Origin of the sequence: Streptococcus tangpeifui, assembly GCF_044503215.1 — a bacterium.
GTDB classification, from domain to species: domain Bacteria; phylum Bacillota; class Bacilli; order Lactobacillales; family Streptococcaceae; genus Streptococcus; species Streptococcus tangpeifui.
On record NZ_CP172427.1, the window covers coordinates 1,124,249 to 1,151,153 of the forward strand.

Sequence of the window (26,905 nt, forward strand, 5' to 3'; positions counted from 1 at the left end):
TTAATGAGGTGCTTGAATGTTTGGCTTTAGTTTAGAGACTTATGATTTTGGCACAGTTCAAGCAAAAAATTATTCTAAGACTGGAAATAAGAAAAGCATGGTTGAAAAAAATTTACAACAAGATTATAGGGAAGACCTAGATGTTACTCGTCAGACTCTGCCTTACAACTTCTACCATACTGAGGTTAAGGATGGGCGTCCTGATGTCCTTTTTCACTGGCATCCTGAGCTGGAAGTTAGCTATATCTATGAAGGAACCGCCCAGTTTCACATTGACTACGATTATTTTGACAGTCAGGCTGGTGATATTATTCTTATTCGTCCTAATGGTATGCACTCCATCCATCCTAAGGGATATGAGCGCCAGATTAGCGATACGCTGCAGTTTCATCTCGATTTAATTGGCCACTCCTATCTTGATACAGTCAGCCTTCGCTATCTTCAGCCTTTGCAAAATAGCATTTATAAATTTATCCCGGTCATCAAACCCGACATGGTGGGTTATACCGAAATTAAAGATTGTCTCTTTGAAATTTTTAAGCTGCTTAAGGAGAAAGGGCGGCATTTTGAACTCCTTTTCAAAGCTAAGCTCAATGAATTCATCTATTTACTTTTTTACTACCGTTGTGTTATCCGCAAGACTACCGATGATGCTTATCGGAAAAATGAGAAAATTCGCCAGCTGATTGACTATATCAATCAGCACTACGATCAAGCCCTCTCTATCGAGGTTTTAGCCAAGAAGATGGGGTACAGTAAAACACATTTTATGACAGTATTTAAGAAACAGACTGGAACCTCCTGCACGGAATTCATTATACAAGTCCGCCTAAGTAAGGCCTGTGAAAAGCTGATTAATACGAGTGCTTCAATTTTGGAGATCGCAACTAACGTCGGCTTTAATAACCTATCCAATTTCAACCGCCAGTTCAAGCGTTACTATCAGCTAACTCCCAGCCAATACCGCCGCAAAGAAAAGCAAGCTAAGAGCGGCACGGTTTTAGTCAATCCCAGTTGATAGTAAGATGCCCAGCTAATATTCTACTGGGCTTTTTTACTAGACTTATTGGCCATATTGCTCATCAATCGGTTGACTGAACCAGCGACCATTGAGGACATTTTGGTTAAGATTATCTTTTGACTCTTGCGAAATACTAGTATCAGCATCCATTTGATTCAGCACGTCTTGGGCAGTTTGGGTATCTTTTGTCGCCTTGATATCATCCTTATCTTTTGTTGCATCAATGGTAAGAACTTCTCCATCCGAAGTCCATGGTTTCCATGAAACCAGTCCTTGTTGGTTAGGATTTCCATCAGCTAAGAAAGCTTTGAGGTAGGTCTTGAAAGCTTGAGACATATCCTTGCCGCCTTGAGTTTGGAAGTAGTCACCTATGTAGTCCTTATAATTGGACGGGCTTTGCAGCATGGGCTCAAAGATACCATGGAAGGAACCCAGTGTCTTAGTTAAGTCTGGTGTTACTTCAGCATTATCACCATAATAGATCTGACCGACATAAATATTTGACTGATACTTACCCTTCATTTGTCGTGTACTATCAATGGTATTGGACATACGATAGAGCTGGCCGCCATACTTTTTAGCATAAGTAAATTCGGCTGTTTTTTCAGGATTTTTAAAAAGGTCCCCACTCTTAAAATCTTCTTGGAAGTAAGGATCATTGGCTGCAAACATCGAGAACTCATCTGTACCGGTTATCAACATCAATGGCACGTCATTGTAAGTTTTAGTATCAAATCCTTCCTTAGGGATAACAGTGCCATCCTTATAAAGATGAGGGAAAACAGACATTCGAATACCGGCATTTCCCATCAATTTGGCTAAGCGTTTGGCATCAACTTTATAGAGGTAATCTCTGACATCTTTTCCATCAGTCTGAAGCCAGGCCTGTGCCTCTTCTACGCTGGCTTTCACCTTATCTTCAACCACTAAAGGAGCGAGAGCTTTGGCAAAAGTTTCTTGACTTGGAGCAGTATCTGCCAAAGTCATACCGCCACTGAAGGAAATAGCCTTATCATACTTGTCCTTAAAGAGAGGGGAAATAAGAGTTGCCATGACATCGCGGCCACCAGCAGAAAAGCCCGCCAGAGTGATGTTGTTTTTATCGCCGCCAAAAGTTTCAACATTTTCCTTGACCCAGTCCAAGGCTGCTGCAATATCCAGTAAGCTATAGTTGCCAGAATTTTCCTGGGCACTACCAGTTTTTAAAGCTTGAAGAGGATTGAAACCAAGCACTCCAAGCCGATAGTTGACAGAGATATAGACAGCATTAATATCCTTAACGAAGCTATTTCCTTTTATTTCTTGAGCAGAGCCGGTTTGATTATTGCCGCCGTGAAGAAAAACAATGACTGGAAGCTTCTTCTTATTATTGTCTGGCCGTACGACATCCAAATTTAGGGCATTTTCCGAACCTGTAACCTGACCATTTGAAAATTGGATACTTTGTTTACCGGCCTTGGTCGCATCTCTGGTTCCCTTCCAATCCTCAACCTTTTGCGGAGCTTTCCAGCGCAATTTTTTAACGGGAGCCTTGGCGTAAGGAATCCCCAACCATTCGATGGCCTTGTTTTTGGCATCTTTATGCCCCTTTAATTTTCCAGAAGCAACAGTCTTTTCAACTGTATTGTCAAAATTATTCTTGCTACTGTTAATCGATTGGCAGGCAGCTAGTGTTACTAAAGCCAGTCCAATCATAATGTATTTAAAATATTTCTTCATAGTAGTTTCCTCCGTTAATTCATCAACTCATTTCTTTTAAAACCTGAATCTCTCACTTTTGTCAGCGCTTACATGTTGCTTCAAAAATATGATGCCAGGGGAACTCCCCAACATCATATCTATCATTATTTGACCGCTGTTAGGAGATAATCTCCTGCATTAACGCGGTTTTCCTGAGTCACAAGGACATCATCAAAATCGGCAGAATTAGTGACAATAACCGGAGAAATAACTGGCAGGCCAGCATCACGCACAGTTGCTAAGTCAAATTCTAAGAGCTTTTGACCCGCTTCAACTTTTTGACCCGCCTCAACAAAACTCTTAAAGCCTTTACCAGCAAGGGAAACGGTGTCCATACCGATATGGATAAGGAGCTCAGCTCCGTTTTCAGTCTTCATACCGACAGCGTGACCTGTTGGGAACACAAGACTAATTTCACCATTAGCCGGTGCGACAACGGTACCGTCAGTTGGATCAACAGCAACTCCTTTACCCATAGCTCCTGACGCGAAGACTTGATCTGGGACGTTTTCAAGTTTAACAACATTACCAATCAATGGAGATGCGATAATCTCTTGCTTGAGTTCTTTAAGCGGCTGAGCTTGAGGGGCTTCAGCAGATTTAGTATCTGCTGCTTCTTTTGGTCCACCGTAGAGGTAAGGGATTTTAACAAATTGTGTCAAGACGAAACCAAGGATAAGAGAAGCTACGCAGGCGATGAGATAGTAGGTTAGGTTCATTGAGTTTTTACCTGAAATGAACGATGGGATGGTAAAGATTCCGAGTCCTCCCCAGACAAACATTTTGACATCCATCAAACCAAGGAAAGCCCCTTGGATAGCACCGGCGATACAAGTCATAATAAACGGTGTACGCATCGGCAGCGTAATACCGTAAATAGCGGGTTCGGTAACGCCAAAGAAGGCGGAAATCATAGCTGGAACAGCTAGTTCTCGTACTTTTTCTTCCTTGGTCCGCATCATAATGTTGATAAGAGAACCAGCTTGTGAGAAACAGATAGCGACAGTTGCTACCAAGATAACACCAGAACCCTTCGTTTGAATTTCAAGGAGTGCCAAAGGAACAAGTCCCCAGTGGAGTCCAAACATAACCAGTACTTGCCAAAGGGCACCAAGGATGAGACCGTAAACAATTGGACTAAAGCCATAAATACCTGTAAAGATACTACCGACAAGGTCACTCGCATAATTCATAACCGGACCAATGGCCAAGTAAGCTAACGGTACTGTTATTAAAAGAACAAAGAAGGGAACAAGGAAGACTTTGACGACGTCTGGAATAATCTTCTTCAAGAAATACTCAACTTTGGATCCTACCCAGACCGTCAAAATAATCGGCAAGACCGTTTGTAAGTAACTGGAAGCTGGGAAGATTACAGGAATCCCTAAGAAGGTCACGCCTCCCTTGGCAAAACTTGCCGCGATATCCGGATAAACCAGAGCAAAGCCAAGGGCAATAGCTGTAAATTGCTCCATCTTAAAGCGTTTAGCTGCAGTTAGAGCCAAGATTAAAGGCAGAAATTGGAAGAAACCATCACCAGCTGCATTTAAAATGATATAGAGACCATCAGTTTTGGCAACCCCCACTCCTGCTAAAATAGCAACAATCCCTTTAAGCATACCAGCAGCCGAAAGCACACCAAGCATAGGCTGGAACAGTCCGGAAATCAAGGCGATAAAGCGATCAAGAATATTTCCCTTTGGGACATCTCCTTCATCAACATCGATACCGCCATCGCCGGAAATACCAGCAACTTTCAAAACAGCATCGTAAACATCCGGTACATGGTTGCCAATAACCACTTGGAATTGACCGCCGGCTTTAACAACGGTTACAATACCATCACGCTGTTTGAGATAGTCCTCGTCTGCCTTACCTTCATCTTTAAGTGAGAAACGCAGACGCGTCACACAGTGGACAAGCTTGCCGATATTGTCTTTGCCACCGACGTGATCAACAATATCCTGAGCTAATTCAGTATAATCTTTAGCCATATGTAGGCTCCTTTCATAAGATGCTAAGCCTTGAATGACACACGGGAAAATAGGAACCATGACAAAGATGCTTGCATCTAGGAAATGGTTATCATTTTCCAAAGTGTCATAGGCGAGCTTAATTAAAATAAGATGCTAAGCCGTACACGACTCAAAGGAAAATAGGGAAGACAACGAAGAGTTATTGAAGACTCAAGGTGGCTTCATCCTTTTTCAAAGAGTCGTAGGCGAGCTCAATTAAAGCAAGATGCTAAACTATAACAGCTCGTTTGCCTAATCAAACCCAGCTAAGGCTAGTCCTAGCATAATATTTTTAGGAAAGTCGCCGGTCGTGGCAAACAAAAAACCTAAACAAATACCAAACAGCTATCTGCACTCTTAGTGCAAACCATTTTGTATTTATTTAGGTTTTGCCTGCTTACCAGTAACAATCCTTTTGATGTTATTATCATAACAGAATAATTTTGGTTTTGCAAGGGCTTTCATGAAATAATTTAGCTAATTTAAAAATTTCGTCATTAAAAACTCCCCCAAAATTTTGGAGGAGAAGGTTAACTCTCATTTTGCCTTTGGATATGAATAGTGAGGTAGACCTGCTCATCCTTACTCATTTGAAAAGCAAAATGGCCTTCGATATAGTCCTTAATTTTTTGTGTGCAGGCAAAAGCCTCTTGATAATTAGCCTTAACTTGGTCATAGAGAAAATCGTCATTATTGCCCTGAACACTGCCAGAAACTACCCGCTGGGCAAAGTATTGGAGGTGGGTGACAAAACGGTTGTAACTGACAGAATCCTCTGCTGCTAGATGGCCGAAATGCAGACGGACAATTTCCAAGCAGTTGATAACAATTTGGCTGACTTGCTGGCTAGCCTCAATCAAACTGCCGTCTTTCTGGGCATTGATGAAATGTAAGGCGATAGAGGCTGCTTCAGAGGCTTCCATGCTCAAGCCGATATGACTTTCAATTAATTTAAGGCTTTCTTGACCTAGTTCGTATTCTTTCGGGTAAAATTTACGGATTTCCCATGCTAGAGGATTTTGCAAACTAATTCCGTCTCGTGTTCTTTGAATAGCATACTGCAAGTGATCGGCTAAAGCAATATACAGGGAAATCTCAAAAGTCTGCTTTAAGACCTCTTGGCCTCGCTCGATAATGGTCAAAACAAGATTGAGTTCCTGACTCGTTAAATCTTGATAGACACGGGATAACTCGCCGATCATATCTTGGTCGCTTTCCTGCAGGATAAAGCGCTTTTCAATTTTATTTAAATCAACCTCATCTCCTGGTTTCTTTTGAAAACCCAGCCCTTTTCCCATGATGATTTCTTCGTGCTGCTTGTCGGTGACCTGAACGACATTATTATTATAAACACGCTCGATTTTCATGCCAAACCCCTTAAAAATTATTCGATAATTTTATTTTAACAGAAAAATACTAAATTAGTAATAGCCGGAAAAATTTTCAGGTTAGATTAATGATAGTTTCATACTAAAAAGCCGCTTCTCTTTAGAGCGGCTTAGAACAGTCTGGAGTATATGATAGGTAGATTTGCATTATTAGTATGACGTGTGCTATTTATTATTCATGCAGTTCTAAGGGAAGGCCATCAGGATCGAAGAAAAAGGTCATTTTTTCCCCGGTGAAATCATCTGTCCGAATAGGGAGGGATTCGATGCCTAGACTGGTTAATTCAGCTACCACTGCTCCGATATTTTCTACCCGAAAAGCCAAATGTCTTAGGCCGCAGGCTTCTGGGAAGGATAGGCGCTTGGGCGGGGCCTGATAGGCAGAGTCTGTAGTCTTGTTTCCAAAAATCTCTAGTTCTGCATTCCCGCAGCGCAGATCCAGCTTATAATCGTGCCGTTCCGGTCGATGATTCTCGCAGATGACTTCAAAACCTAGTTTATTGACATAAAAATCTCGAGATTTTTCATAATCAGAAACGATAATAGCAACATGGTGAATGGTTGTTAAATTCATAAATATCTCCTTTTTAGGCTTGGCTCTGAGCGGTTTGCATCCTGTAATAAACTCCATGAGTCTCCATAAGTTCTTGATGGTTACCATGTTCAACGATATTGCCATCAACCATAACGAGGATGATATCAGCATTTTGGATGGTTGACAGGCGATGGGCAATGATAAAACTGGTTCGTCCTTCCATCAGTTTTTCAAAGGAATCTTGGATGAGACTTTCGGTTCTGGTATCAATGGAGGAGGTGGCTTCATCCAAAATCAAAATCTTGGGAACAGCAACAAAAATTCGAGCGATAGTCAGGAGCTGCCGCTGTCCTTGCGAAAGCGAAGCGCCGGCATCGGCCAAGTAGGTATCATAGCCAGCTGGCAGCTGTTTGATGAAGAAGTCTGCATTAGCAGCCTTGGCAGCTTCTACAACTAATTCTCGGGTAGCATTTGGGTGGCCAAAAGCTATATTATCGTGAACGGTTGCTTCCTGCAGCCAGGTGTCCTGAAGGACCATGCCAATTTGCTTGCGCAGACTCTCACGAGTATAGGACCTAGTCGGGACACCATCTAAAAGGATTTGGCCAGAATTGACCTCGTAGAAGCGCATAAGGAGGTTAATCAGCGTAGACTTTCCCGCTCCTGTTGGACCAACAATAGCCACTCGGCTGGCAGCTGGTATGTCAATACTAAGATCCTTTATAAGCGTTCTGTGAGGGGTGTAACCAAAATTAACATGCTTAAAAGTTAAACGCCCTTGAACCTGATCGCTGGTCAGGATATCTTGTCCTGTTTCTTCCAGACTATCTTGATCCAGAACTTGATAGAGCCTTTGGGCACAGGCTAGAGCCCCTTGTAATTCTGCTAAGACAGAGGAAATGTCATTGAAGGGCTTAGTATACTGGGTGACATAGTTGAGGAAGGTGGTCAGTTGGCCGATGGAGAAGGCGCCGTTCATAATGCGAATAGCTCCTACTGCGGCTAAGAGGGCATAGATTAATGCATTGATAAAACGGGTTGCAGGATTAACCGTAGATGAGTAGAAAATTGCCCCCTGCGAGTAATCTGCATAGGTCTCATTTACAGCAATGAAACGCTCAACGAATTCATCCTGGGCATTGAAACTGTGGATTAAGCTTTCCTGATTGAGACTTTCTTCAATCAGCTGAGTTTGCCGACCGCGAGATTGGGTCTGCTTTTGGAAGAGGCTAAATGATTTACGCGCAATGAAACGAGCCAAAAAGAGGGATAAGGGGGTCAAGAGCAAGACTAGGAGCATCATGAGCCAATCAATCTTAGCCATGGTGACAAGGAGAACCAGGATAGTCAAAAGCCCAACGAAGAACTGATTGAAAACCATGAGCAGGCCATTGTTAAGCTGTTCGACATCGGTCGTTACCCGGCTCACCATATCACCAACAGATTGTCCTAGAGATGCGATTGGCAGTTCATGAACCTTATCAATAACCCTTTGCCGCAAATCTTGGCTAAAGCTAAAAACTAATTTATTGTAAATCAGAGGATTGAGGTACTGAATTAAGGTGTTGCTCGCAATAACCATCAGCATTTTGGCGATGATTCCCCCAATTAGCAGATGATTATCTGGAACCAAGACGGCATCAACAGCATTCCCAATTAAAATTGGCAGATAAATAGTCAAAGCCACTTGCAGACAAATTCCCACCAAAGCTAGCCCTAACAAAACTTTTTGTTTGGCAAAATCACGGACCAAACGTTTTAAGGGTGATGGTCTCATGTTTACTCCTCCTTGTGCTGCGAATAATGAATGGCTTGGTAAGTCGGACAGTTAGCCAGCAAGCTTTCGTGGCTGCCTAAGCCGACTTGGCTGCCCTTATCTAAAACGAGAATTTTATCGGCTGACTTAAGGCTATTGGTTCGCTGGGAGATTATTATTAGACTTGTTTTGAGTTCAGTCTTAATAGCTTTGAGGAGTCTACTTTCGGTCAGATAATCGAGAGCCGAAGTGGAATCGTCCAAGATTAAGATAGGAGACTGCTTAAGAAGGGCACGGGCAATGGTCAAACGTTGGCGCTGGCCGCCCGAGAAGTTACGGCCGAATTCTTTAACCTCAGAATCTAGCCCTTCCTCCTTCTCCTTAACAAAATCACTGGCTTGAGCGATATCTAAGGCCCACCAGAGCCGTTCATCCGATACGTTACCAGTATCCATACCAAGGGTCAAATTGGAACGAATAGTTCCCAAGAAAAGTTCAGCTTTCTGCGGAACTAAGCCGACCCAGTTGCGCCATTGAGCCAAATTAGCTGGACTTTGCCCATCATTAAAAATTCTCAGCTGCCCTTTCTGAGCTTGGTAAAGTCCCATGATAAGCTGGACAAGGGTCGATTTACCAGATCCAGTACCGCCGATAACCCCTAAGGTTTGGCCTTGCTCCAAACTTAAGGAAAGTTCTGTCAAAGAAGGACGGGCGGCTGTTGGGTAGGTAAATGTCATATCAGAGATCGACAGGATTTCTCCTTTGTCAGTATTTAGTTGTTCAATACTATCATAGAGATTCTCTTCTTCTTGACCGAAGACCTCTGTAATCCGTCCAGCACTAATGAAACTCTGATTGAGGTTGGTTACCATCATAGCTAATTTGAGCAACTCAGCCAGAATATTTAACAGATAGTTGACAAGGGCAATCAATGACCCTTGAGTCAAGAGATTATCACCAATAGCTAGGTTACCTTGCCAGATAACGATAACTAAAGTGGCATTGACAATCCAATAAGTCAAGGGGCTAACCAGACTAGAAAGTAACCCCGCTTTTAGCTGTGCCTTGGTATAAGACTGATTGAGGCTGGCAAACTCCTGCTTGACCCTTTTGATCTGGCCGAAAGCACGGATAACCTGCATACCTTCCAGCTGTTCACGTGTTCGGCTGACCAGACTGTCAGTCAATTTTCTGATTGCCAAATAGAGAGGATTAACCAGACGCGACATGATGTAAATCAAGAGAAACAGGAGAACAACCATGAGAACGAACCAGAAGGTGATTTTAGGACTGATGAGGAAAGCCATGATAACTGACCCAAAAACAATAATCGGTGCCCGCAAAAAGAGGCGCAAAAATTGGTTGATGCCTGTCTGAATTTGGTAAGTATCACTGGATAGTCTGGTGACCAAACTGGACGTTGTCAATTGGTCCCTGCTTTCCTTTGGCAACCTCATTATTTTTTTATAGAGATCCTTGGTCAACTGCCTAGTATAGCCTACTGCGGCTTTTGAGGAATAATACTGAGCAGTGATAGCTACCAAAACGCCGAAGACTGCCAGACAGACCAAAAGACCAATCATCATAAAGAGGTGAGTGGTATCTTTATGATGAATGGTCCTGTCGACTATCCTAGCTATGATGATGGGGACTAGCAACTCAAAGCTTGCTTCCAAAAGTTTAAAAAGGGGACCGAGGATAGTTTCCTTAATGTAACCTCGGAAATATTTCAATAAGTCTTTCATTTCTATAACCTGTCAACCAATCGAATCAAGAAAAGGTTGAATTGCACTTGCTTGGCATAATAGTGGTTGCCACCATTGACATAAAGCTTACCGCCGCCATAAAGAATGGATATGGTGTTGATATGATAATAGGTCTTGCCAGTCTTATTTCCCAAGCTCGGTGCAACAACATCTTTGGAGTAGGCCTTGGCTAGCTGGATGGTATTCTTCCTACCGTGGTCAGCCACATAGTCGATGTAGTTAGAGCCAAAGTTATAGGCTTGAATAGCTGTCCAAGAATCCGTTTTAGCGGCTTGGGCTTTTTTTAAGTTCTCATCTAAGACCTTGGTTCCCTGTTTGATACTTTCTTTATTATCGTTGATGGATTTAGTGGTCCCCGTTGAGCTCTCACTGGCCTGCATAACATCGTCATCACGCCCCTTGGTCTCTGTGTATATTACTGCTAATACTAAATCTTCATTAGTGCTATTATCATCCTCGGCCAAAACTTGCTCCACCAACGGTCGATAGGCCAACACTCGTTTGGCTGATTGATAAACCTTGACCCCTTGGTAAACTAGGAGCAAGGCAATAATCACATAGATGATTCGTCTAATTTTTTTAAACATATTATTTGTTTTGGATATCCTCAATATTTTTGATTAGGATGGAATAGGTACCATCATTATTTTGGATAAATTCTACCGACTCTGCATCCTGATAAACGCCATTAGGAACAATGAGTTCAATTCCATTTGAGAGAGAAAGTTTCTGACTCTCCAACTTCTTGGACTGACGGGAATAATCCACATCAGCCACTGGGATTGGCTCCGGAATAGCTTCTTTAAGCTGATCTACAAAGGTTAAACGAGCGGTGAGATTATCATCAAAAAGCTGGTTGGCCAATTTCTCTGGGGACAGTTCTTGATCTTCCTCCAAGTTCTTGAAAATAGCTGATTTCATCTTGGATTGGAAATTGAAATCATCCTTGTTGAAATCATCGGCTACCTTCTGAGCTGTCTTCTCCAACTGTTTGATGGACTTATTGATTGATGGCTCAGGCTGAACCTTGAGCAGGTTTTCAGAGAAATAGTTAGCGAAACTACCATTGTGCTTAATGCGTTTTTCGATCAAATAATAACGGTAGGTTTGGCGGTCAATCACCAAAGCCTCATCTGGCGTTTGGGCAGCGGAAGGCAGATTATTCTGGGTGACTTTGAGCGGCTGCTCATCATCTCCCAGAATATGCGCCAAACTATCCTTAAGCACCAGCCGTAAGAAGGCGAAATGTTCAACACCATCCTTATCAAATTGGATAAAGATCAGATCATTGGTTTTTTGATCCTCACTGATGACAAACTCTTCCTTCCAGAGCTGGGCTATTTTGCGGGCAGATTCCATAAAATCATCACCGAGGTTGGCGATAAAGTCATTTTCAGGCTCAAATGTTCCTCGCTTAGCGTCGGCGGTAAAAACCTTAGCTAGCTTTTTGCGGAAATACTCATCTAAACTTGGTGTTAAAGTCAGCGGCCTATCCGCAAAGCGAAGCTCGGTGTCGTCGGGGCTGAATTGGTGGATAATAATCTTTTTTAAATATAAATCTAGCATGTTAGTAAAGTGGGAAAGTGTCTGTCAATAACTTGACATCTTGGCGAATGCGTTCCAGTACAGCCTCATCATCATGATTTTCTAAGGCTTGAATCATCAATTCAGCAATCTTGGTACTCTCAGCAATACCCATACCACGGCTGGTAATAGCTGGACTGCCGATACGGATACCCGACGTTTTAAATGGTGACAGCGTTTCAAATGGGATGCTGTTTTTATTGAGGGTAATATTAACCTCTTCAAGGATATTCTGGGCCAATTTACCATTTTCAACGACCTTAGTCACATCAACGAGAAAGACATGATTATCAGTTCCGCCAGACACGACATGAAAATCAGGGTGGGCATCAAAAACATCAGCCATGGCCTGGGCATTTTTGATGACGTTTTGACCGTACTCTTTAAAAGCTGGGTCCAAGGCTTCCTTGAGGGCAACCGCTTTAGCCGCAATTACATGCTCCAAAGGACCGCCCTGCAAACCTGGGAAGACAGCGGAATTGATTTTCTTAGCCAGATTTTCATCATTGGTCAAAATCAAGCCGCCGCGCGGTCCGCGCAAGGTCTTATGAGTGGTTGTCGTCGTTACGTGAGCATAAGGCACTGGGCTAGGATGGTGGCCCGAAGCAACCAGACCAGCAATATGTGCCATGTCGACCATGAGATAGGCACCGACACTGTCAGCAATAGCTCGGAATTTGGCAAAATCAATAATCCGTGAATAAGCTGAAGCCCCCGCTACAATCAGTTTAGGCTGGTGTTGCACAGCCAGCTGCTGGATCTCGTCATAATCCAAAGCTTCCGTATCCTTATTAACATTGTAAGGAACAAAATTATAGGTCTTACCTGAAAAACTGACGGGTGAGCCGTGGGTAAGATGGCCGCCAGCTGAGAGATCCATTCCCATGACAGTATCTCCGGGTTGGATCAAGGCCATATAGGCTGCGGCATTAGCTTGGCTGCCTGAGTGAGGCTGAACATTAGCAAACTTGGCTCCAAAGAGCTCCTTGGCCCGCTCAATGGCAAGATTTTCAGCCACATCAACGCAGTCGGTACCACCATAGTAACGCTTTCCGGGGTAGCCTTCGGCATACTTATTCGTCAAAACGGAACCTTGGGCAGCCATAACCGCTTTTGAAACCACATTTTCAGATGCGATCAATTCGATATTGTTTTGCTGTCGAACTTCTTCTGCTTGAATAGCCTGCCAAAGTTCTGGGTCGTAAGCCTTGTAATCATTTTTGTCAAAAATCATAAAATCACCTCATAGATTTAATAAAGCACTTCTGGGAGTGGGAAAGAAGTCACGAAATGTAGAATTTTGACTTCTTTCCCAACCCCCGCACAGTTGGCTAGGCTGGTCGCTATCACTGCCTAGAAAGGGATAAGGACAGCCAGCCACTGCGCTAAATGGGTTGGCCATTTCCATTGAATGTAAGTCTGATAATAGTTGGCCAAACTATCTATAGTGTCATAAAAAGTATGGGCACCTTTGCGTTTGTCATCTGAATCGAGCCGAATAAAGGCATAATGCCGTTTTCTAGCTGCTGCTCCGTTCTTTCCTGAGTTAAGGGATATAATGGTTGATGGACTGAACAGCTGGTGTGCCTGATAAAACTAAAAATCTCAACATCAGTCACTGTTCCTTTAGAAATTTAATTCAGGCACCGCCTCCAGCAAGGCTTCCTTGCTGATGGTGCCTTGGCGAAGAATATCGGCTCTATCTCCAGATAAGTCTAAGATCGTAGAATCCAAACCTTGAATGGCTGAGTCATCTGCTACTCCTATCACCTGACGACCCAACTGCTCGACAATGTCCTCGAAGACCGTACCAGACGCTCGACCGGATAGGTTGGCCGATGGACCGATCAAGGGGCCGTATTTCCTAATGAGCTGCTGCGTTACGGGATGATTAGGAAGGCGAAAACCGACCGTTGACAGACCGGAATTGACCCAGCTTGGAACCTTGTCATTAGCCTTGAGGATAATGGTTAGCGGACCAGGCAGGAAAGCTCGATAGAGCTTAGCTAGATAGGCTGGCTGATCCTTACTGTAGGCCAAAATATCTTCCAAGCTAGCAACATTGAGGTTCATAGCCTTGTCGAGCGGACGCTGCTTTAACTCATAGATACGCTCAACGGCTTGCTGGTCTAATGCCTTAGCAAAAAGGCCATAAACCGTTTCAGTTGGCAGGATAACAGCACCACCCTCAGCTAAGATTGTTTTGATAGCTTGTAGATCAGCCATTATCAACCACCACCATTCTGTCTTGACCAAATTGGTCAGGTAAAACTCTCACCCGCTTATCTGGAAAGGCAACTTTAAACATCTGTGAGACTGCCTGTCCTTGCTTATAGCCGATTTCTAGATAAATTTTGCCATCAGGATTGAGGTGGGCTTTGGCTTCTTCAGCGATTCTGCGGTAAACAGCCAATCCTTGCTCCTTGGCAAAAAGAGCTAGATGAGGCTCAGAAATCTGAACATTTAGGCCCACTTCATCTATATCAGCTTGAGCAATATAAGGCGGGTTGCTGACGATAATATCGAAAACTTCCTCAATCTGATCAAAAACATCGGATTGACGAAAATCTACCTGCACCTTGTTAGCTAGGGCATTTTCACCAGCTAAGTCCAAAGCATCTTGAGAAATATCAGAAGCCATTACCTGCCAGTCAAGGCGGCTGTGTGCCAATGATACAGCAATAGCACCGCTTCCGGTCCCAAGATCAAGCAAGCTCAGCCTACTATCTGCATTCTCCTCTAAAACCAAATCAACCAATTCAGCTGTTTCAGGACGAGGAATCAGCACCCGCTTATCTACCTTGAAGCTGAGGTCATGAAAAGTTTCGTAGCCAATAATGTATTGGGCAGGCTCATGGGCAAGCAGACGCTTGGCAATCTGGTCGATCAGAGCCCGATCACCCTCACTTACTTTTTGGCGTAAAAGCAGGACAAACTCAGTCATATCAAGCCCTTTGAGATGTCTAAACGTAAAGGTTAAGCTCTCGGGTTCTTCTTGGTTTTTTTCCAGTTCAAGCTCATACTGCAGGAATAGTTGGGCATAGGTCATTGAGTTAATTCTTCCAGTTTTTGGGTTTGATCGTAAAGAACCAAAGCATCGATGACTTCATCCATTTTACCAGAGAGAATAGAGTCCAACTTTTGCAGGGTGAGGCCGATTCGGTGGTCAGTCACACGATTTTGCGGGAAGTTATAGGTGCGGATCCGCTCAGAACGGTCGCCTGTCCCAATAGTAGATTTACGTTCGGCATCCTGCTCATCCTGAGCAATCTGAGCAAAGTGATCAGCCACACGCGCACGGATAATTTTCATAGCCTTGTCGCGGTTCTTTTGCTGGGTTCGCTCTTCTTGCATCTCAACCTTGATACCGGTTGGGATGTGAACCATGCGGACCGCTGTCGCTACCTTATTAACGTTTTGTCCGCCGGCACCGGAAGCGTGATAGATATCTACCCGCAGGTCTTTAGGATCGATATCGTACTCCACTTCTTCCACTTCAGGCATGACCAAAACGGTTGCTGTCGATGTATGGACGCGGCCTTGACTTTCAGTCACTGGGACACGCTGCACACGGTGAGCACCGGACTCGTATTTGAGTTTGGAATAGACCGAATCCCCAGAAACCATGGCCACGACTTCTTTGATACCGCCTACACCATTATAAGACGCTTCCATGACTTCAAAACGCCAGCCTTGACTTTCAGCATACTTTTGATACATGTTGAGCAGGTCTCCGGCAAATAGGGCGGCTTCATCACCGCCTGCTGCTCCGCGGATTTCCAAGATAATATTCTTATCATCATTAGGATCTTTAGGCAGCAGCAAGATTTTCAGACGTTCTTCGTATTCTTCCTTGGAAGCCTTGGCGTCCTTGAGTTCTTCCTTGGCCATCTCTTCGAGCTCAGGGTCACCTCCAGCATCCTTAATCATCTCTTCGGCGTCGTCGATAGTTTGTAAAACCTGTTTGTATTCTCGGTAAACCGTCACGGTTTCACGCGTATTGGCCTCTTCGCGTGACAGCTTCATAAAGCGTTTGGTGTCAGAAACAACATCAGGGTCACTGAGCAGCTCCCCCAATTCTTCATAGCGGTCTTCCACCGCCTGCAATTGATCGTAGATATTCATTAGCCTTGCTTTTTCTCACTTTCTAGTTGTGGATGGTAATAGTGCTTGCGACAAACCGAGACATAGGTTTCATTGCCGCCGATTTGCACCTGCTGGCCTTCATAAACCGGCTGGCCACCCTTCATCCGAAGGACCATGGTGGCTTTCTTGCTGCAGTATTGACAGATGGTTTTAATTTCTTCGATTTTATCCGCTAAGAGCAAGAGTTCCCTCGATCCTTCAAAAAGATGGTTACGGAAATCATTTTTTAGGCCAAAAGCCATGACCGGAACATCCAGTTCGTCCACTACTCGGGCCAAGTCAAAAACATTTCCTTTGGTCAGAAATTGACATTCATCAACTAAGACACAGTAAGGCTTTTCAGGCAGACTTTCGATATAACCAAAGATATCTGTATCACCCGAAATCGGCTTAGCCTGACGCTTGAGACCAATTCGACTGGAAACCCAACCAATTCCACCACGTGTATCCAGAGCCGAAGTCAAGAGCACAACCGGCTTTCCTTGCTCTTCGTAGTTGTAGGCCACCTTCAAGATTTCAATAGATTTGCCTGAATTCATAGTCCCATAGCGATAATATAACTGTGCCAAAATATCCATCCTGTCTAAAACATTAATGGTTCTATTTTACCATAAATTACCCTTCACTGGCAGGGGGAAATTCCTGTTAATTTTTAGAGCCGATGCTTTTAAAACTTAATATTTTTAGCCCTTTCTAAGGATACGGCAAAGGCTTATTATCTAGGTGTTTCGCACGTGATAGTAAACAAGGCTAGGCAAACACTGTGTTGCTAAGCCCTTAAGCAATGCTAAGAACTTTAGGGAACTTGATGACAAATCTCCTATCCTCCCGAAAATTGATTAACCGACAGCGGTTTATTCACTTTTTTCTCAAGCGCTATTGACTGATTCATGTTAGAATGGTGATGTTCATTAAAAAATTTAGGAGGAATCTCTATGCCATTTGTAAAAATTGATCTCTTTGAAGGTCGTACGCAAGATCAAAAAATCGAATTAGCCCGCGAAGTGACCGAAGTTGTCTCCCGTGTTGCCAATGCGCCCAAAGAAAACATCCATGTCATCATCAAAGACCTGCCAGAAGGCAGTTACTTCCCGCATGGTGAGATGAAGAAGAAATAAATTCAGCGGGCTTATTTTAATTACCAAACATGAAAACCAAAAAGCGCTTGGAAATCTTGTTCCAAACGCTTTTATAATGTAATTATCAGACTTAACTCAGCCGATAGCCCTTTCAGTATCTGGGCAAGAAGTCAACAACAGGTGCACAAGTTTGCAAGAGATACCAAGGAGCAGCAGTTCCGCTAATAGCAGCAGCCCCAGCACCTACAGCATCGTAGTCGTCCCAATAACCCCCGCCTTCTACAGTAGCCAGTGCTTGTTCATCCATCACGTCAAATTGTTCTAAAGTTTTTGTAGTCATAGGATTAACTCCTTTTCTTCTTATTCTGTCAGACTTTTTATCTGACAAAGCCAGTATAAAATTTTTTAAATAGTTTGTGAACCCCCAAACGCCTGATGTTAGGGGAAAACAATCGTTCCGTCAAAGAAGAAATACACGATTAACTTTAGCGCAAAAATTCTTTCAAATGAAACTAAATGAGAAAATCTAGCCAAGTAGCCACTCTGCCAGTCGTAGTCGGAATTGATGCCGCAGATTGGTAAAGGACTGGTGCTTTCACAATTCCTTGATATTCTACGTAAAACGTTAAACCAAAAAGAGCGAGCACTGGACAAGTCATATCCCTTGCAAATAGGTGGGGAGCAACCTATAATGGATGAGAATTATTAAGAAGTGAGGAATTTTAATTGTCAATTTACACGACTGTTTTGTCCATTCTAGTCGCCCTAGAATTTTTCTATATCATGTATCTGGAAACCTTCGCCACCGCTTCTGCTTCCACTGCCCGAGTTTTTGGGATGTCTCAAGAGGAGCTTAAAACGAAAAATCTTAATACCCTCTTTAAAAATCAGGGTATCTATAACGGCCTGATTGGGGTCGGTATTCTCTACGCCTTGGTCTACAATCCCAGCATGATTTTACCGATTATGGTTTATATCGTAGCTGTCGCCGCCTATGGCGCTGCAACTTCTAACCCTAAGATTCTCTTGACTCAAGGAGGTCTGGCAATCCTGACCATTGCCGCTGACTTATTTTTAGGCTAAACGATCTTCATAACAGAAAATGGGATTTTCATTCCCTAAGAATCGGACGATCTTATAAAAAAGACTGAATCCTGTCTAGTACAGAACTCAGTCTTTTTGTTTGCCTTCAATTTTAATAATTATGCTCTGAATCGTATTCGGCCTTTTTAAAGTCTTCTTTTCTCTGATTAGCTTGAGATTTCGAAAGCTTCTTATAGGTTATCTTAGATACTACCTTGCCTTTTTTATCCTTACGGCTAATTGTTAATTTATTTTCTTTAATCTGATAGGATTCTTGATAATCATAAACACTATTAACATCGCTCTTGATCAAATCTTCAATATCTGATTTTGATGTGTGGGATAACTCTTTGTAAGCGGTCTTGCTAACCATTTTCCTATAATCAGACTTAGACATGCTGGTTTCAATTTTCCGATTCCATTGATCGACACGGCGGAAGCTCCTGTATTTATTAGAAAACGGAACAAAGGTGTAGTCGTACTCGCTGGTCATCACTGTAAAGGAAGTATTTTTGATCTGATTGTCTTTATCAATGGTCATGACTTCAGTATAAACTTCGTTAAGTTTGGTGTAATCCTTAAGACGACTTTCCCACTTTTTCTTCTTTTTATTGTAGTAGAGGGACTCTGTCATCTCCCAAGTTCCTCGAATGTCACCGGATTTATAGTGCCACCAGGTAAAGCCGCCGCCACCTGCACCGAGGATCAAGACTACGATAACAACGAGAGCCAGAATTTTCCAAACTAATTTTGTCTTTTTCTTGGGGAGCTGATTGACTGGCGTTTGCATACCAGAGATGCCAGCCTGCATCTGCCCTGCAAAAGCTTGACTGCTGGTTAAGTCAGCTGCTTGAACCTGTGCTTGGGGGTGAGCCATATTCTCTGACCTTGGGTCAGCTTGAACGGCATTGGGATTCACTTCCGTCTGGCTTGCTTGGGCCTGTTGATTGGAGTTTGCTTGCTGCTCATCTGGACTAAAGACGCCAGATGCCTGAGCCGCATCAATTTCTTCCTGACTCGGTTCTCTGCCATTGACAGACTTATAAAATTCAATCCATTCTTCTTTTGTCATATTTGCCTCACTTTATTTTCTAGTTATATTGTTTCTTCATGTTTTTTTCAAATTTGAGCCTAACCGACTTGAGTTGCTTATGAAAATCCTCAGTCCCTTTTTTAGATAATTTTCTATAGGTTAGCGTTTCTACTTTTTTGCCCTTTTTGTCCCGAGCTACCAAGGTCAAGGTATCTCCTTTGACCTGATAGCTGTAGGTATAAGCAAATCTCTCTTGCAAATCTCGGTCAGTGTCAAAGTAGCTAAGATCCCTTATCTTGAGCGTTTCTTTAACACCGATGCGACTGAAGAAACGATTGTAGGATTTGACAACCATCTTTTTGGCCTCCTTTTTAGAGTAGGTCGTCCTGATTGTTTTTTTCCAGTAATTTGCTTTGAGAGAGTTTTGGAAGTAATTGGTGATAGGAAGGCCGACGGAATCCTTATCCTGCTTATCTTGGAGATAGGCAAAAGTATAGAGATTCCTAGCTCTATCGACTGTCAGATATTCCTTATAAGCAACATTAGCCTGAGTGGTAGAGTTGGCATTGCCTTGAACCAGTTTAATTTTATCACCAGAGCTATAGACAACCTTTTTCTCCAATTTCCAAGTTCCAGAGATATTGCCAGATTGGTAGCGCCAAGTTCCATAGCCGGCTAGGGCCAAGATTAACGCAAGAAACAGGCAGGCTAAACTGATTAAGCCGACCTTCAAAATCTTCTGTTTGGCAAACCGTGGCTGGGTCTGCTGAGACTTGGTTGGACTCGTCTGTATCAGGTTCTGTTGCTCCTGACCCACTTCTGCTGATTTTTCCTCAGCCGCTGATTTAACTGGAGTTGCTGAGGACTGAGGAGCTGGACGCTGTCCAGCTGTAGTTTCCTTTTGGAAGCTGTGATTATTTGAGATCTGTGGAGTTGGTTCGGGGGCAGGTTTAGCTTCTTCTGGAACTTGGTCGATAACACCATTTCTGATAGCTGCTTCAATTTCCTGCGCTTCTGGATCCCGTCCATTAACCTCTTTAAATAATGTTATCCAATCTTCTTTATCCATGGATTACCTCGCTTAAACTAGTCTTGATTATTATAGCATAGCCAGATTAAAAAAAGCTAGACATTTTTCAGCTCTAGCCTTTTTATGACTTTGGAAAAACAACCGTAAAGGTGATTGTATCGTCCTTGTAAGTAGCAAAAATACGGCCTCGAAAGAGCTTCGCAACACTTTGAGCCATCGAGAGACCAATACCAAAACCAGACTTTTTCTTGTTGTTATGGGACTCTTCTTCTCGGTAAAAACGCTCGAAAAACTTACTGTAATCAATACCCTGGCCTTCTTTATAGGTATTGGAAATTTGCAGACGGGCCCGTTTTCGGGTGCGGCCAACCTGACTGAGATGAACGCTGACTTGACCGCCCGGATCACAGTATTTATTCGCATTATCGACTAGGATAGTGACTAGTTCAAAGATTGATTTTTCTTCGGCCTGAATATGAATGTCTGGAATAATTTCCATGACAAAGCTCTTGCCATCACGGACAACGGGTCCCTTAAAGTCTTCGGCAGCATCTTGTGTCACTTCTGATAGATTGACATCCGCTAAAACTAAATCAGGCTGTTCTTCCAAACGTGCCAGAGCTACCATTGAATTAATCAGATTGGTCAGGCGGGTTACTTGATCCTTAGTGGAGGTTGACCACTCCGTTTCTCCGGTCATCAATTCCTGAAGCTCTGTATTGGCTTGAATGATGGCTAAAGGGGTTTTCAGTTCATGGCCGGCATTAGTGATAAAACGCCTTTGCTTGTCCATATTTCTAACAAAAGGACGGATGATGCGACCGGAGAAAACCGTAAAAATCACAAGAAAGACTATAAAACTGATGACAGACATAAAATAAGTCAGGCGACTGAGGCGATTGCTGGACTCATAAAACTCGCTGCTATCTAAGACAACGATGAGCGTTCGATGGTTATCTAAAAGGGTTTTCCGATAAGAAAAGGTAATTCCTCTCAGGATAAATTTCCCATCCGGTTCATCGGAACGCGAAAGTTTCTGCATAATAGTATCAATGTCACCGTCCTTAACAGAGCGGATATTTTCTATAGAGGCAGAAACCAGATGATTATCCTTATCTAAAAGGATGCTGAAATAGCGGTATTTATAAAGGGCATCCGGCGACGTAATACCCAGACGCTCTGACGTTTGGCTATTATAGGCTAATTCCCCCTTATTGGTCGATAAAAGCTGAAGCGCACTGTCAATTTGTCGATTTGTCGTGAGATAATAAGCAGAATTAAGGACACTGGCAAAGAGAAAAAGAGCAGCCAAGAGTGCTGCGGCGGCGATCATAATAATACGAATCCGTAAGTGCCTAAACATGACGGTCACCTGCTTCTATTAATTTGAAACTCCTGCCTTTCTCGCCAACAATTTCCAAATCGGCTTGGATGGACTTGAGCTTTTGGCGCAGGTAGGAAACATAAACGTAAACGTAATCCTCAGTGACTCCGTCCTCATCCTTGCTCCAGATTTGCTGAAAAATTTCTGAGGTAGACAGCATTTTAGCAGGATTGAGCATAAAGAATTCCATCAGCTTGTTTTCTTTGCCGGACAGACGGATGGTGTTGCTGGCTGTCATTTCCTGTTCAGCTACATTAAGTTTGACAGAGCCATATTCTAAAATCTTGGCTGTAAAACTCCCCTCAAGTCTGCGCTCCATCGAGCGCAGGCGGGCTAGAAGTTCTTTCAAGGAAATAGGTTTGGTCAGATACTCATCAGCTCCAGCATCCAAGCCAGTTACTCGGTCATTGATTTCAGACATAGCCGTCAGCATGATGATATGGGTGCGGTCCCCCAAGGCGCGAATCTCACTCAATGCTTCCAACCCTGTTTTAATCGGCATCATAATGTCGAGAATAATAACATCATAAGGATTTTCACGGCTTAAATCAACAGCTTCTTGCCCATTTGGGGCGTGATCAACTTGATAACCTTGATGCTCCAAGGCTGCCTGATAAACGCGGGCTAGTTGTTCCTCATCTTCTGCCAATAAAATACGCAAGGTCATTTAATCACCGCCTTCCTCAATTAAATCGCGAATGGTCTGCATACTCAGATCACAAGACGCTAACTCATCCGCACAGCGTTTGAGTTCACGGGTTATCAATTCAGGGTTCTTGATATCATGTTTGTACTTCATCTGATGTTCCAGACTGGCCCAAGAATCCTGAGCAATCGTGCGGAGCTGGACCTCAGCAAAATATTTGCCTCTGGCATTACCATCAATATCAGGGAAATCTGTCTCTAACTGCAAGATAAGGTGGTAGGACCGATAGCCGTTAGGTTTAGCTTGAGCGATATAGTCTTTTTCGGTTATGACCTCAACCCCGGACATATCCTTGAGAATGTCAACAGTTTTGTAGATATCATCAACGAAGCCACAGACGACACGAATACCGATGCTATCATGAATTTCCTTAAGGGCTGATCTAGGAGTTGCTGGCAGGTCCTTGCGACCGCATTTTTCAATCATACTGTCTTCTGATTTGATGCGAGCCAGTAAATGTTCGTAGAGCTTGAAACCGGTTGCTGCCTTTTGATCTTGGTTAGCTGTCTTGATAGCATCGGTTAATGTTTTCAGAATCTGCGGCAGATAATCTGCATAGTCGCCATAGATACCTGTCATAAAATCTTCCTCTAAAATAATAATGGATTTATTATAGCACAATCACTTACATAATTCCCGATATTCGAGCAGGAGCGAGATAACGGCTATGATGGTTTAACTCTCACCCACACAGTCTTGTAATATCTGAAGAGTATGTCTAAAAACCTAATTTTGAAATATAAATTCTTGGCGCAGTGATTGGGAAACCAGACTTGTTGGCTAGGCCAAGAAGTCTTATCCCTGCACAGCTCATTAGTCGCTTTAGCGTAAATCTGTTTTTACTGCAAGGCCAAAGCAGAAAACTTAAAACGAATGTGATGGACAGCCTTCATCGTATTTCCAACTTTTTAAAGGTTTCCTAGACCTTTAGAGCTGTGCGGGGTAGGAATGCGAACTCGAATTGTCAATGTTAGGTTCTTTTCATTCCCAGTCACTGCTGCAACCTGCTCTATCCAAACTAGTTAGTAAAGAGTAGGATTTTTTTCCTATCCTCCTCTGACAACCGTATAGGCCGTTCAGCATATAGCCGTTCAACTCGTCCTTCATTCTACATAGTATTTGTTCCAACAGCTAACTGATCAGTCCTTCTTTTATGGCGTATGACAGGCACATACTCGTCGTCGTAAAGAAAAACAGCCGCCTTCAGGCAGCTGTCTGACTTTCTTTTAAAATCTCTTCAATGAGATAGAGGATAACGTTAGCAATCAGGCTGAGAGTCACTGTTAATAGAATACCCCAGGCCATTTTAGGAAAACTCATTGTACGCAGACCATCGAAAAGAATGGTGCCAAGTCCGCCGGCATTGACTGTTGAAGCAATGGTAGCGATGGCAATGATTGCAGTCGCTGCCAAACGGATACCGGCTATAATAGCCGGAGCCGCTAGAGGCAGCTGGATTTTATATAAAATTTGTAGCGGGGTCATCCCCATACCTACAGCTGCTTCCATTACATTTTGATCCACCTGCAGCAGCCCTTCGAGAAAGGTTCTGACCATCGTATACTGTGCGTAAACAACGAGGGTAATGACTGCTGTTGTTGTCCCAAGCCCCGTCCAAGGAATCAGGAGCGCAAAAAGAGCAAAGCTGGGAACAGCATATAAAAGCGATAGTGTGTAAACAGAGGGCTGACGCAGCTTGGGTACAAAGAGCAAAATGAAAGTGATGACACTAGCAACCAGCAAGGCGATCAGCAGAGCCGTTCCTGCAAGGATAATATGTTCAATTGTTGCCGACATCAGCTGGTCGGAAGCCGTTTTAAAATAATCAATCATGGGCAAGACTCCACAAAGATTCCTGTGCACGAGCGGTTTCAATCAGTTTGCTGACAAAGTTGTTCTGCGGATTTTTAATAATCGTCTGGGGACTATCAAACTGGCAAATTCGCCCCTGATCCATTATAAGGATGCGATTTCCTAATTTAAAAGCCTCTGTAATGTCATGGGTGATAAAAATAAAAGTTTTATCAGCTAACTGCTGATGAATACTTAGCAGCTGATTCTGTAGATCGGTTCGTGTAATCGCATCAATGGCACCAAAAGGCTCATCAAAAAGAATGACATTAGGGTCGCAGGCCAGAGCACGGGCCACACCGACTCGCTGCTGCTGACCGCCTGAGAGTTCGTGCGGATAGCGATCAGCATACTCTTGAGCCGGCAGCTGTACCAATTCTAAGAGTCGGTTTGTCTCTTGGCGAATACGCTCCTTATCCCATTTTAATAATTTGGGAACAGTGGCAATATTGTCTGCTACTGTCATGTGCGGAAAAAGACCAATCTGCTGCACAACATACCCTATATGGCGTCGATGGGCTATGGGGTCTAGCGCCAGCAAATCCTGTCCATTAAAATCAATCTTTCCCTTACTAGGCTCGATGAGACGGTTGATCATTTTCAAGGTTGTGGTTTTACCAGAACCAGAACTCCCCAAAATGGTGATGAACTCTCCCTTTTCAATGGTAAAGCTAACATCATCAACAACAGCTTTGCCATTATAAAGTTTACTGACATGATCAAAGTGAATGATTGCGGCCATACTCTCTCCTTTTTATAATTCATGGCGTTTTCTTGTCTATAGTTATTATTTTATGCTGTTATAGTAATCCTTAGCAACCTCTTTGTAGTCCTTGCCATCTACATCAACTTGAGCATTGAGCTTGGTAACTGTCTTGGTTGATAAGGTTTTAGTCACTTGATTCAGAATCCCCTTCACTTCTGGATATTTTTTAAGTGTTTCATCACGGATAACAGGGGCTAAATTATACGGCGGCCAGAAATTTTTATCATCTTTCAGCAGGGTATACTTGTCTGTATTGACTAATTGACCTTCTGTGGTATAAGCAGGTGTGACATCAGCCTTGTTATTATCGAGAATTTTATATTTTAGGCTGTTGTCATAAACTTTCGAGGACTTCCATGCAAAATCTCCGTAAGTCTTTTTAAGGCCTGGCAACCCATCGTCTCGCTGATCAAATTCCCCTTGGGAAGCAAAGCGTAATTCTTGCGAATGTTTTTGCAAATCGGAAATTGTCTTGATTCCCAATTTTTTGGCAACCTCCGTCCGAATTACTAAACCTTGGCTGTCATTAGCCTGCGCATAATCCAACCACGTTAGGTTAAACTTTTTCTCGTAATCCGTTTTAACTGTCTTATAGACCGCTTTAGGATCGGTCTGCATGTCCTCTCCGAGAACCGATAAGAGACCTGTTCCGGTATATTCTGGGTAAACATCAATCTCATCATTTTTCAGAGAATTATGAATGAGCGAGCTTCCGATATTGGCTTTGCGTTCAACCTTGTAACCGTGGTCTTCCAAGGCTAGAGAATAGACTTCGGCAACAACTAGATTTTCTGTGAAATCTTTGGAACCAAAGCGGATAGTTCCCTTGTTTCCTGCCATATCAGTTGTTTGTTTGCCCAAGAAGAAGAATCCCCCTACAGCAATCAACAAGATAGCTAAAATAAGACCTAATAATAATTTTTTGTTCATTTGACACTACTCCATTTAATTCCTAAATCTAAAATCAGCATACTAAGAAAGGATAAGAGAGCTACCGATCCACCGCCGATAATCAGCAAATCATACCTAAAAAGCTGCAAACCTGTGAAGATGAGATTGCCCAGCCCCCCTGCACCAATATAAGTTGCTAATGTGGCACTGGCAATAATTTCAACCAAAGATAGCTTGATGCCATTTAAAATATAGGGCAAAGCCAAAGGAAAACTGACCTTGACCATCAGCTGGCGCTGGGTCATCCCTAACCCTCGCCCTGTTTCCAACAGAGCATCCGGCACCTGTTCAAATCCCACTACTGTATTAACAAGGATAGGCGGCAAACCAAGAAAAATCAGAGCAATCAGAGCCGGCAGGACCCCAACACCAATAAAAGGGATAAGAATGAAGAGAACGCCGAGACTGGGAATGACCCTCAGGGCCTGACTGGTTCCTGTTATCCACTGCCTGAACCGCGGACTTCTGTAAGCCCAGTAACCCAGAGAAAGCCCGAGTACTAAAGAAATCAGTAAGGCAGCTAAGCTAAGGCTGATATGTTGCCAAACATAGCTCCAGTAGGTAGAGCCGTTGGCTGAAAAATAGTGAATGATTTTATTAATCATAGGTTGTCTCCCGTATTTTCTATCAGCTCTTTAAACTTTTGTGAATAGGCCTGAGTCGCCGCTAGAAGCTGCTCCTGCTGCTCCTCAGATAAACTGGCCATAGCTTCGGCTTCATAACGCTGCAGTGGGCCGATCAGTTCTTTAACCTGCTCATTTCCGTTCTCTGTCAATTTCACAATTTTTTGGCGCCTGTCTAACTGGCTGGCTTCCAAGTAAACCCAGCCCTTTTTTAAATAATTTTTGATAATAGCCTGCATGACCTGTTTGGTCGAAAAGGTCCTCTCAGCTAGCTGTCTTTGTGTCATGCCTGAGGGAAAATGATAGACCCACATCAAGACTAAAAGAGATTTGCTGTTCATGCCATGTTTTCTGGCATAATCTTCAAACAAGGAAAACTGTTCATCTCGCAGTCGTGCATAAGACTGAGCTTTAGTGAGTTTCATGATTCCTATCTCCTCTCCTAGAT

At 43.2% G+C, this 26,905-nt stretch carries 27 protein-coding genes; 3 read left to right on the forward strand and 24 right to left on the reverse strand.

The features are described 5' to 3' along the window. The first annotated feature begins 97 nt into the window (after positions 1–97). Entirely contained in the window at positions 98–1,018 is a 921-nt protein-coding gene (locus ACFSN5_RS05240) for a helix-turn-helix domain-containing protein (protein WP_165211001.1), read from the forward strand. Positions 1,019–1,063: 45 nt separating this feature from the next. Here the strand turns inward: ACFSN5_RS05240 and ACFSN5_RS05245 are convergent, their stop codons facing one another. The 13 genes from ACFSN5_RS05245 to ACFSN5_RS05305 form a co-directional block, all read right to left on the reverse strand. Beyond that, positions 1,064–2,740, reverse strand: a complete 1,677-nt coding sequence (locus ACFSN5_RS05245; protein WP_165210998.1) for a carboxylesterase family protein — start codon at positions 2,738–2,740, stop codon at positions 1,064–1,066. A 125-nt stretch (positions 2,741–2,865) separates the two neighbouring features. Beyond that, the gene (locus ACFSN5_RS05250; protein WP_165210995.1) at positions 2,866–4,755 is read right to left on the reverse strand and encodes a beta-glucoside-specific PTS transporter subunit IIABC; all 1,890 of its coding nucleotides are present in this window, start codon (positions 4,753–4,755) and stop codon (positions 2,866–2,868) included. Positions 4,756–5,306: 551 nt separating this feature from the next. After that, positions 5,307–6,143, reverse strand: a complete 837-nt coding sequence (licT, locus tag ACFSN5_RS05255) for a BglG family transcription antiterminator LicT (RefSeq protein ID WP_165210992.1) — start codon at positions 6,141–6,143, stop codon at positions 5,307–5,309. 193 nt (positions 6,144–6,336) lie between these two features. Beyond that, on the reverse strand, positions 6,337–6,738 hold the full coding sequence (locus ACFSN5_RS05260; RefSeq protein WP_165210989.1) for an SMU1112c/YaeR family gloxylase I-like metalloprotein: 402 nt from the start codon (positions 6,736–6,738) through the stop codon (positions 6,337–6,339). A 13-nt stretch (positions 6,739–6,751) separates the two neighbouring features. Next, a complete protein-coding gene (locus ACFSN5_RS05265) occupies positions 6,752–8,476 on the reverse strand; it encodes an ABC transporter ATP-binding protein (protein WP_165210986.1) in 1,725 nt (574 codons plus the stop codon). 2 nt (positions 8,477–8,478) lie between these two features. Beyond that, positions 8,479–10,200 (reverse strand): ABC transporter ATP-binding protein, encoded by a 1,722-nt coding sequence (locus ACFSN5_RS05270; RefSeq protein ID WP_165329258.1) that lies wholly within the window; start codon positions 10,198–10,200, stop codon positions 8,479–8,481. A gap of 2 nt (positions 10,201–10,202) precedes the next feature. Continuing rightward, the gene (locus ACFSN5_RS05275) at positions 10,203–10,808 is read right to left on the reverse strand and encodes a lysozyme family protein (RefSeq protein ID WP_165210980.1); all 606 of its coding nucleotides are present in this window, start codon (positions 10,806–10,808) and stop codon (positions 10,203–10,205) included. A gap of 1 nt (position 10,809) precedes the next feature. Next, positions 10,810–11,787 carry a nucleoid-associated protein gene (locus ACFSN5_RS05280; protein WP_004229090.1) on the reverse strand — a complete coding sequence of 326 codons (978 nt, stop codon included), beginning with the start codon at positions 11,785–11,787 and terminating at the stop codon, positions 10,810–10,812. Between the two features lies 1 nt (position 11,788). Further along, positions 11,789–13,039, reverse strand: coding sequence for a serine hydroxymethyltransferase (gene glyA, locus ACFSN5_RS05285; RefSeq protein WP_165329259.1), 1,251 nt, complete (start codon positions 13,037–13,039; stop codon positions 11,789–11,791). A gap of 392 nt (positions 13,040–13,431) precedes the next feature. Then, positions 13,432–14,031 carry an L-threonylcarbamoyladenylate synthase gene (locus ACFSN5_RS05290; protein WP_165210974.1) on the reverse strand — a complete coding sequence of 200 codons (600 nt, stop codon included), beginning with the start codon at positions 14,029–14,031 and terminating at the stop codon, positions 13,432–13,434. Next, positions 14,024–14,854, reverse strand: a complete 831-nt coding sequence (gene prmC / locus ACFSN5_RS05295; protein ID WP_165210971.1) for a peptide chain release factor N(5)-glutamine methyltransferase — start codon at positions 14,852–14,854, stop codon at positions 14,024–14,026. The genes ACFSN5_RS05290 and prmC overlap by 8 nt, the downstream gene beginning before the upstream one ends. Continuing rightward, positions 14,851–15,930 carry a peptide chain release factor 1 gene (gene prfA, locus ACFSN5_RS05300; protein WP_165329260.1) on the reverse strand — a complete coding sequence of 360 codons (1,080 nt, stop codon included), beginning with the start codon at positions 15,928–15,930 and terminating at the stop codon, positions 14,851–14,853. The genes prmC and prfA overlap by 4 nt, the downstream gene beginning before the upstream one ends. Continuing rightward, positions 15,930–16,520: a thymidine kinase gene (locus ACFSN5_RS05305; protein WP_346773312.1), complete on the reverse strand. Its 591-nt coding sequence runs from the start codon at positions 16,518–16,520 to the stop codon at positions 15,930–15,932. Before ACFSN5_RS05305 ends, prfA begins: the two co-directional genes overlap by 1 nt. Before the next feature lie 366 nt (positions 16,521–16,886). Here ACFSN5_RS05305 and ACFSN5_RS05310 point away from each other — a divergent pair, with 366 nt between their 5' ends. Continuing rightward, positions 16,887–17,069, forward strand: coding sequence for a 4-oxalocrotonate tautomerase (locus ACFSN5_RS05310; protein WP_165210962.1), 183 nt, complete (start codon positions 16,887–16,889; stop codon positions 17,067–17,069). 112 nt (positions 17,070–17,181) lie between these two features. Here the strand turns inward: ACFSN5_RS05310 and ACFSN5_RS05315 are convergent, their stop codons facing one another. Further along, the gene (locus ACFSN5_RS05315; protein WP_165210959.1) at positions 17,182–17,370 is read right to left on the reverse strand and encodes a Blp family class II bacteriocin; all 189 of its coding nucleotides are present in this window, start codon (positions 17,368–17,370) and stop codon (positions 17,182–17,184) included. A gap of 386 nt (positions 17,371–17,756) precedes the next feature. Between ACFSN5_RS05315 and ACFSN5_RS05320 the strand changes: the two genes are divergently transcribed. Beyond that, a complete protein-coding gene (locus ACFSN5_RS05320; protein WP_165210956.1) occupies positions 17,757–18,113 on the forward strand; it encodes a DUF1304 domain-containing protein in 357 nt (118 codons plus the stop codon). 112 nt (positions 18,114–18,225) lie between these two features. Here the strand turns inward: ACFSN5_RS05320 and ACFSN5_RS05325 are convergent, their stop codons facing one another. From ACFSN5_RS05325 to ACFSN5_RS05370, 10 genes are all read right to left on the reverse strand, one after another. After that, complete coding sequence (locus tag ACFSN5_RS05325; RefSeq protein ID WP_165210953.1) at positions 18,226–19,185, reverse strand: hypothetical protein; 960 nt, start codon at positions 19,183–19,185, stop codon at positions 18,226–18,228. Between the two features lie 19 nt (positions 19,186–19,204). Next, the gene (locus ACFSN5_RS05330; protein WP_165210950.1) at positions 19,205–20,215 is read right to left on the reverse strand and encodes a hypothetical protein; all 1,011 of its coding nucleotides are present in this window, start codon (positions 20,213–20,215) and stop codon (positions 19,205–19,207) included. Between the two features lie 82 nt (positions 20,216–20,297). Beyond that, positions 20,298–21,539 carry a sensor histidine kinase gene (locus ACFSN5_RS05335; RefSeq protein ID WP_165210947.1) on the reverse strand — a complete coding sequence of 414 codons (1,242 nt, stop codon included), beginning with the start codon at positions 21,537–21,539 and terminating at the stop codon, positions 20,298–20,300. After that, the gene (locus tag ACFSN5_RS05340) at positions 21,532–22,227 is read right to left on the reverse strand and encodes a response regulator transcription factor (protein ID WP_165210944.1); all 696 of its coding nucleotides are present in this window, start codon (positions 22,225–22,227) and stop codon (positions 21,532–21,534) included. The genes ACFSN5_RS05335 and ACFSN5_RS05340 overlap by 8 nt, the downstream gene beginning before the upstream one ends. Next, the gene (locus tag ACFSN5_RS05345) at positions 22,228–22,845 is read right to left on the reverse strand and encodes a GTP pyrophosphokinase (RefSeq protein WP_165210941.1); all 618 of its coding nucleotides are present in this window, start codon (positions 22,843–22,845) and stop codon (positions 22,228–22,230) included. Between the two features lie 624 nt (positions 22,846–23,469). Further along, positions 23,470–24,099, reverse strand: coding sequence for an ABC transporter permease (locus tag ACFSN5_RS05350; protein WP_165329261.1), 630 nt, complete (start codon positions 24,097–24,099; stop codon positions 23,470–23,472). Then, positions 24,092–24,850 carry an ABC transporter ATP-binding protein gene (locus tag ACFSN5_RS05355; RefSeq protein WP_206222663.1) on the reverse strand — a complete coding sequence of 253 codons (759 nt, stop codon included), beginning with the start codon at positions 24,848–24,850 and terminating at the stop codon, positions 24,092–24,094. Before ACFSN5_RS05355 ends, ACFSN5_RS05350 begins: the two co-directional genes overlap by 8 nt. A 54-nt stretch (positions 24,851–24,904) precedes the next feature. Continuing rightward, positions 24,905–25,813: a glycine betaine ABC transporter substrate-binding protein gene (locus ACFSN5_RS05360; RefSeq protein ID WP_165329263.1), complete on the reverse strand. Its 909-nt coding sequence runs from the start codon at positions 25,811–25,813 to the stop codon at positions 24,905–24,907. Continuing rightward, a complete protein-coding gene (locus ACFSN5_RS05365; RefSeq protein ID WP_165329264.1) occupies positions 25,810–26,439 on the reverse strand; it encodes an ABC transporter permease in 630 nt (209 codons plus the stop codon). Before ACFSN5_RS05365 ends, ACFSN5_RS05360 begins: the two co-directional genes overlap by 4 nt. After that, positions 26,436–26,882, reverse strand: a complete 447-nt coding sequence (locus ACFSN5_RS05370) for a MarR family winged helix-turn-helix transcriptional regulator (RefSeq protein WP_165329265.1) — start codon at positions 26,880–26,882, stop codon at positions 26,436–26,438. Before ACFSN5_RS05370 ends, ACFSN5_RS05365 begins: the two co-directional genes overlap by 4 nt. Positions 26,883–26,905 lie beyond the last annotated feature (23 nt).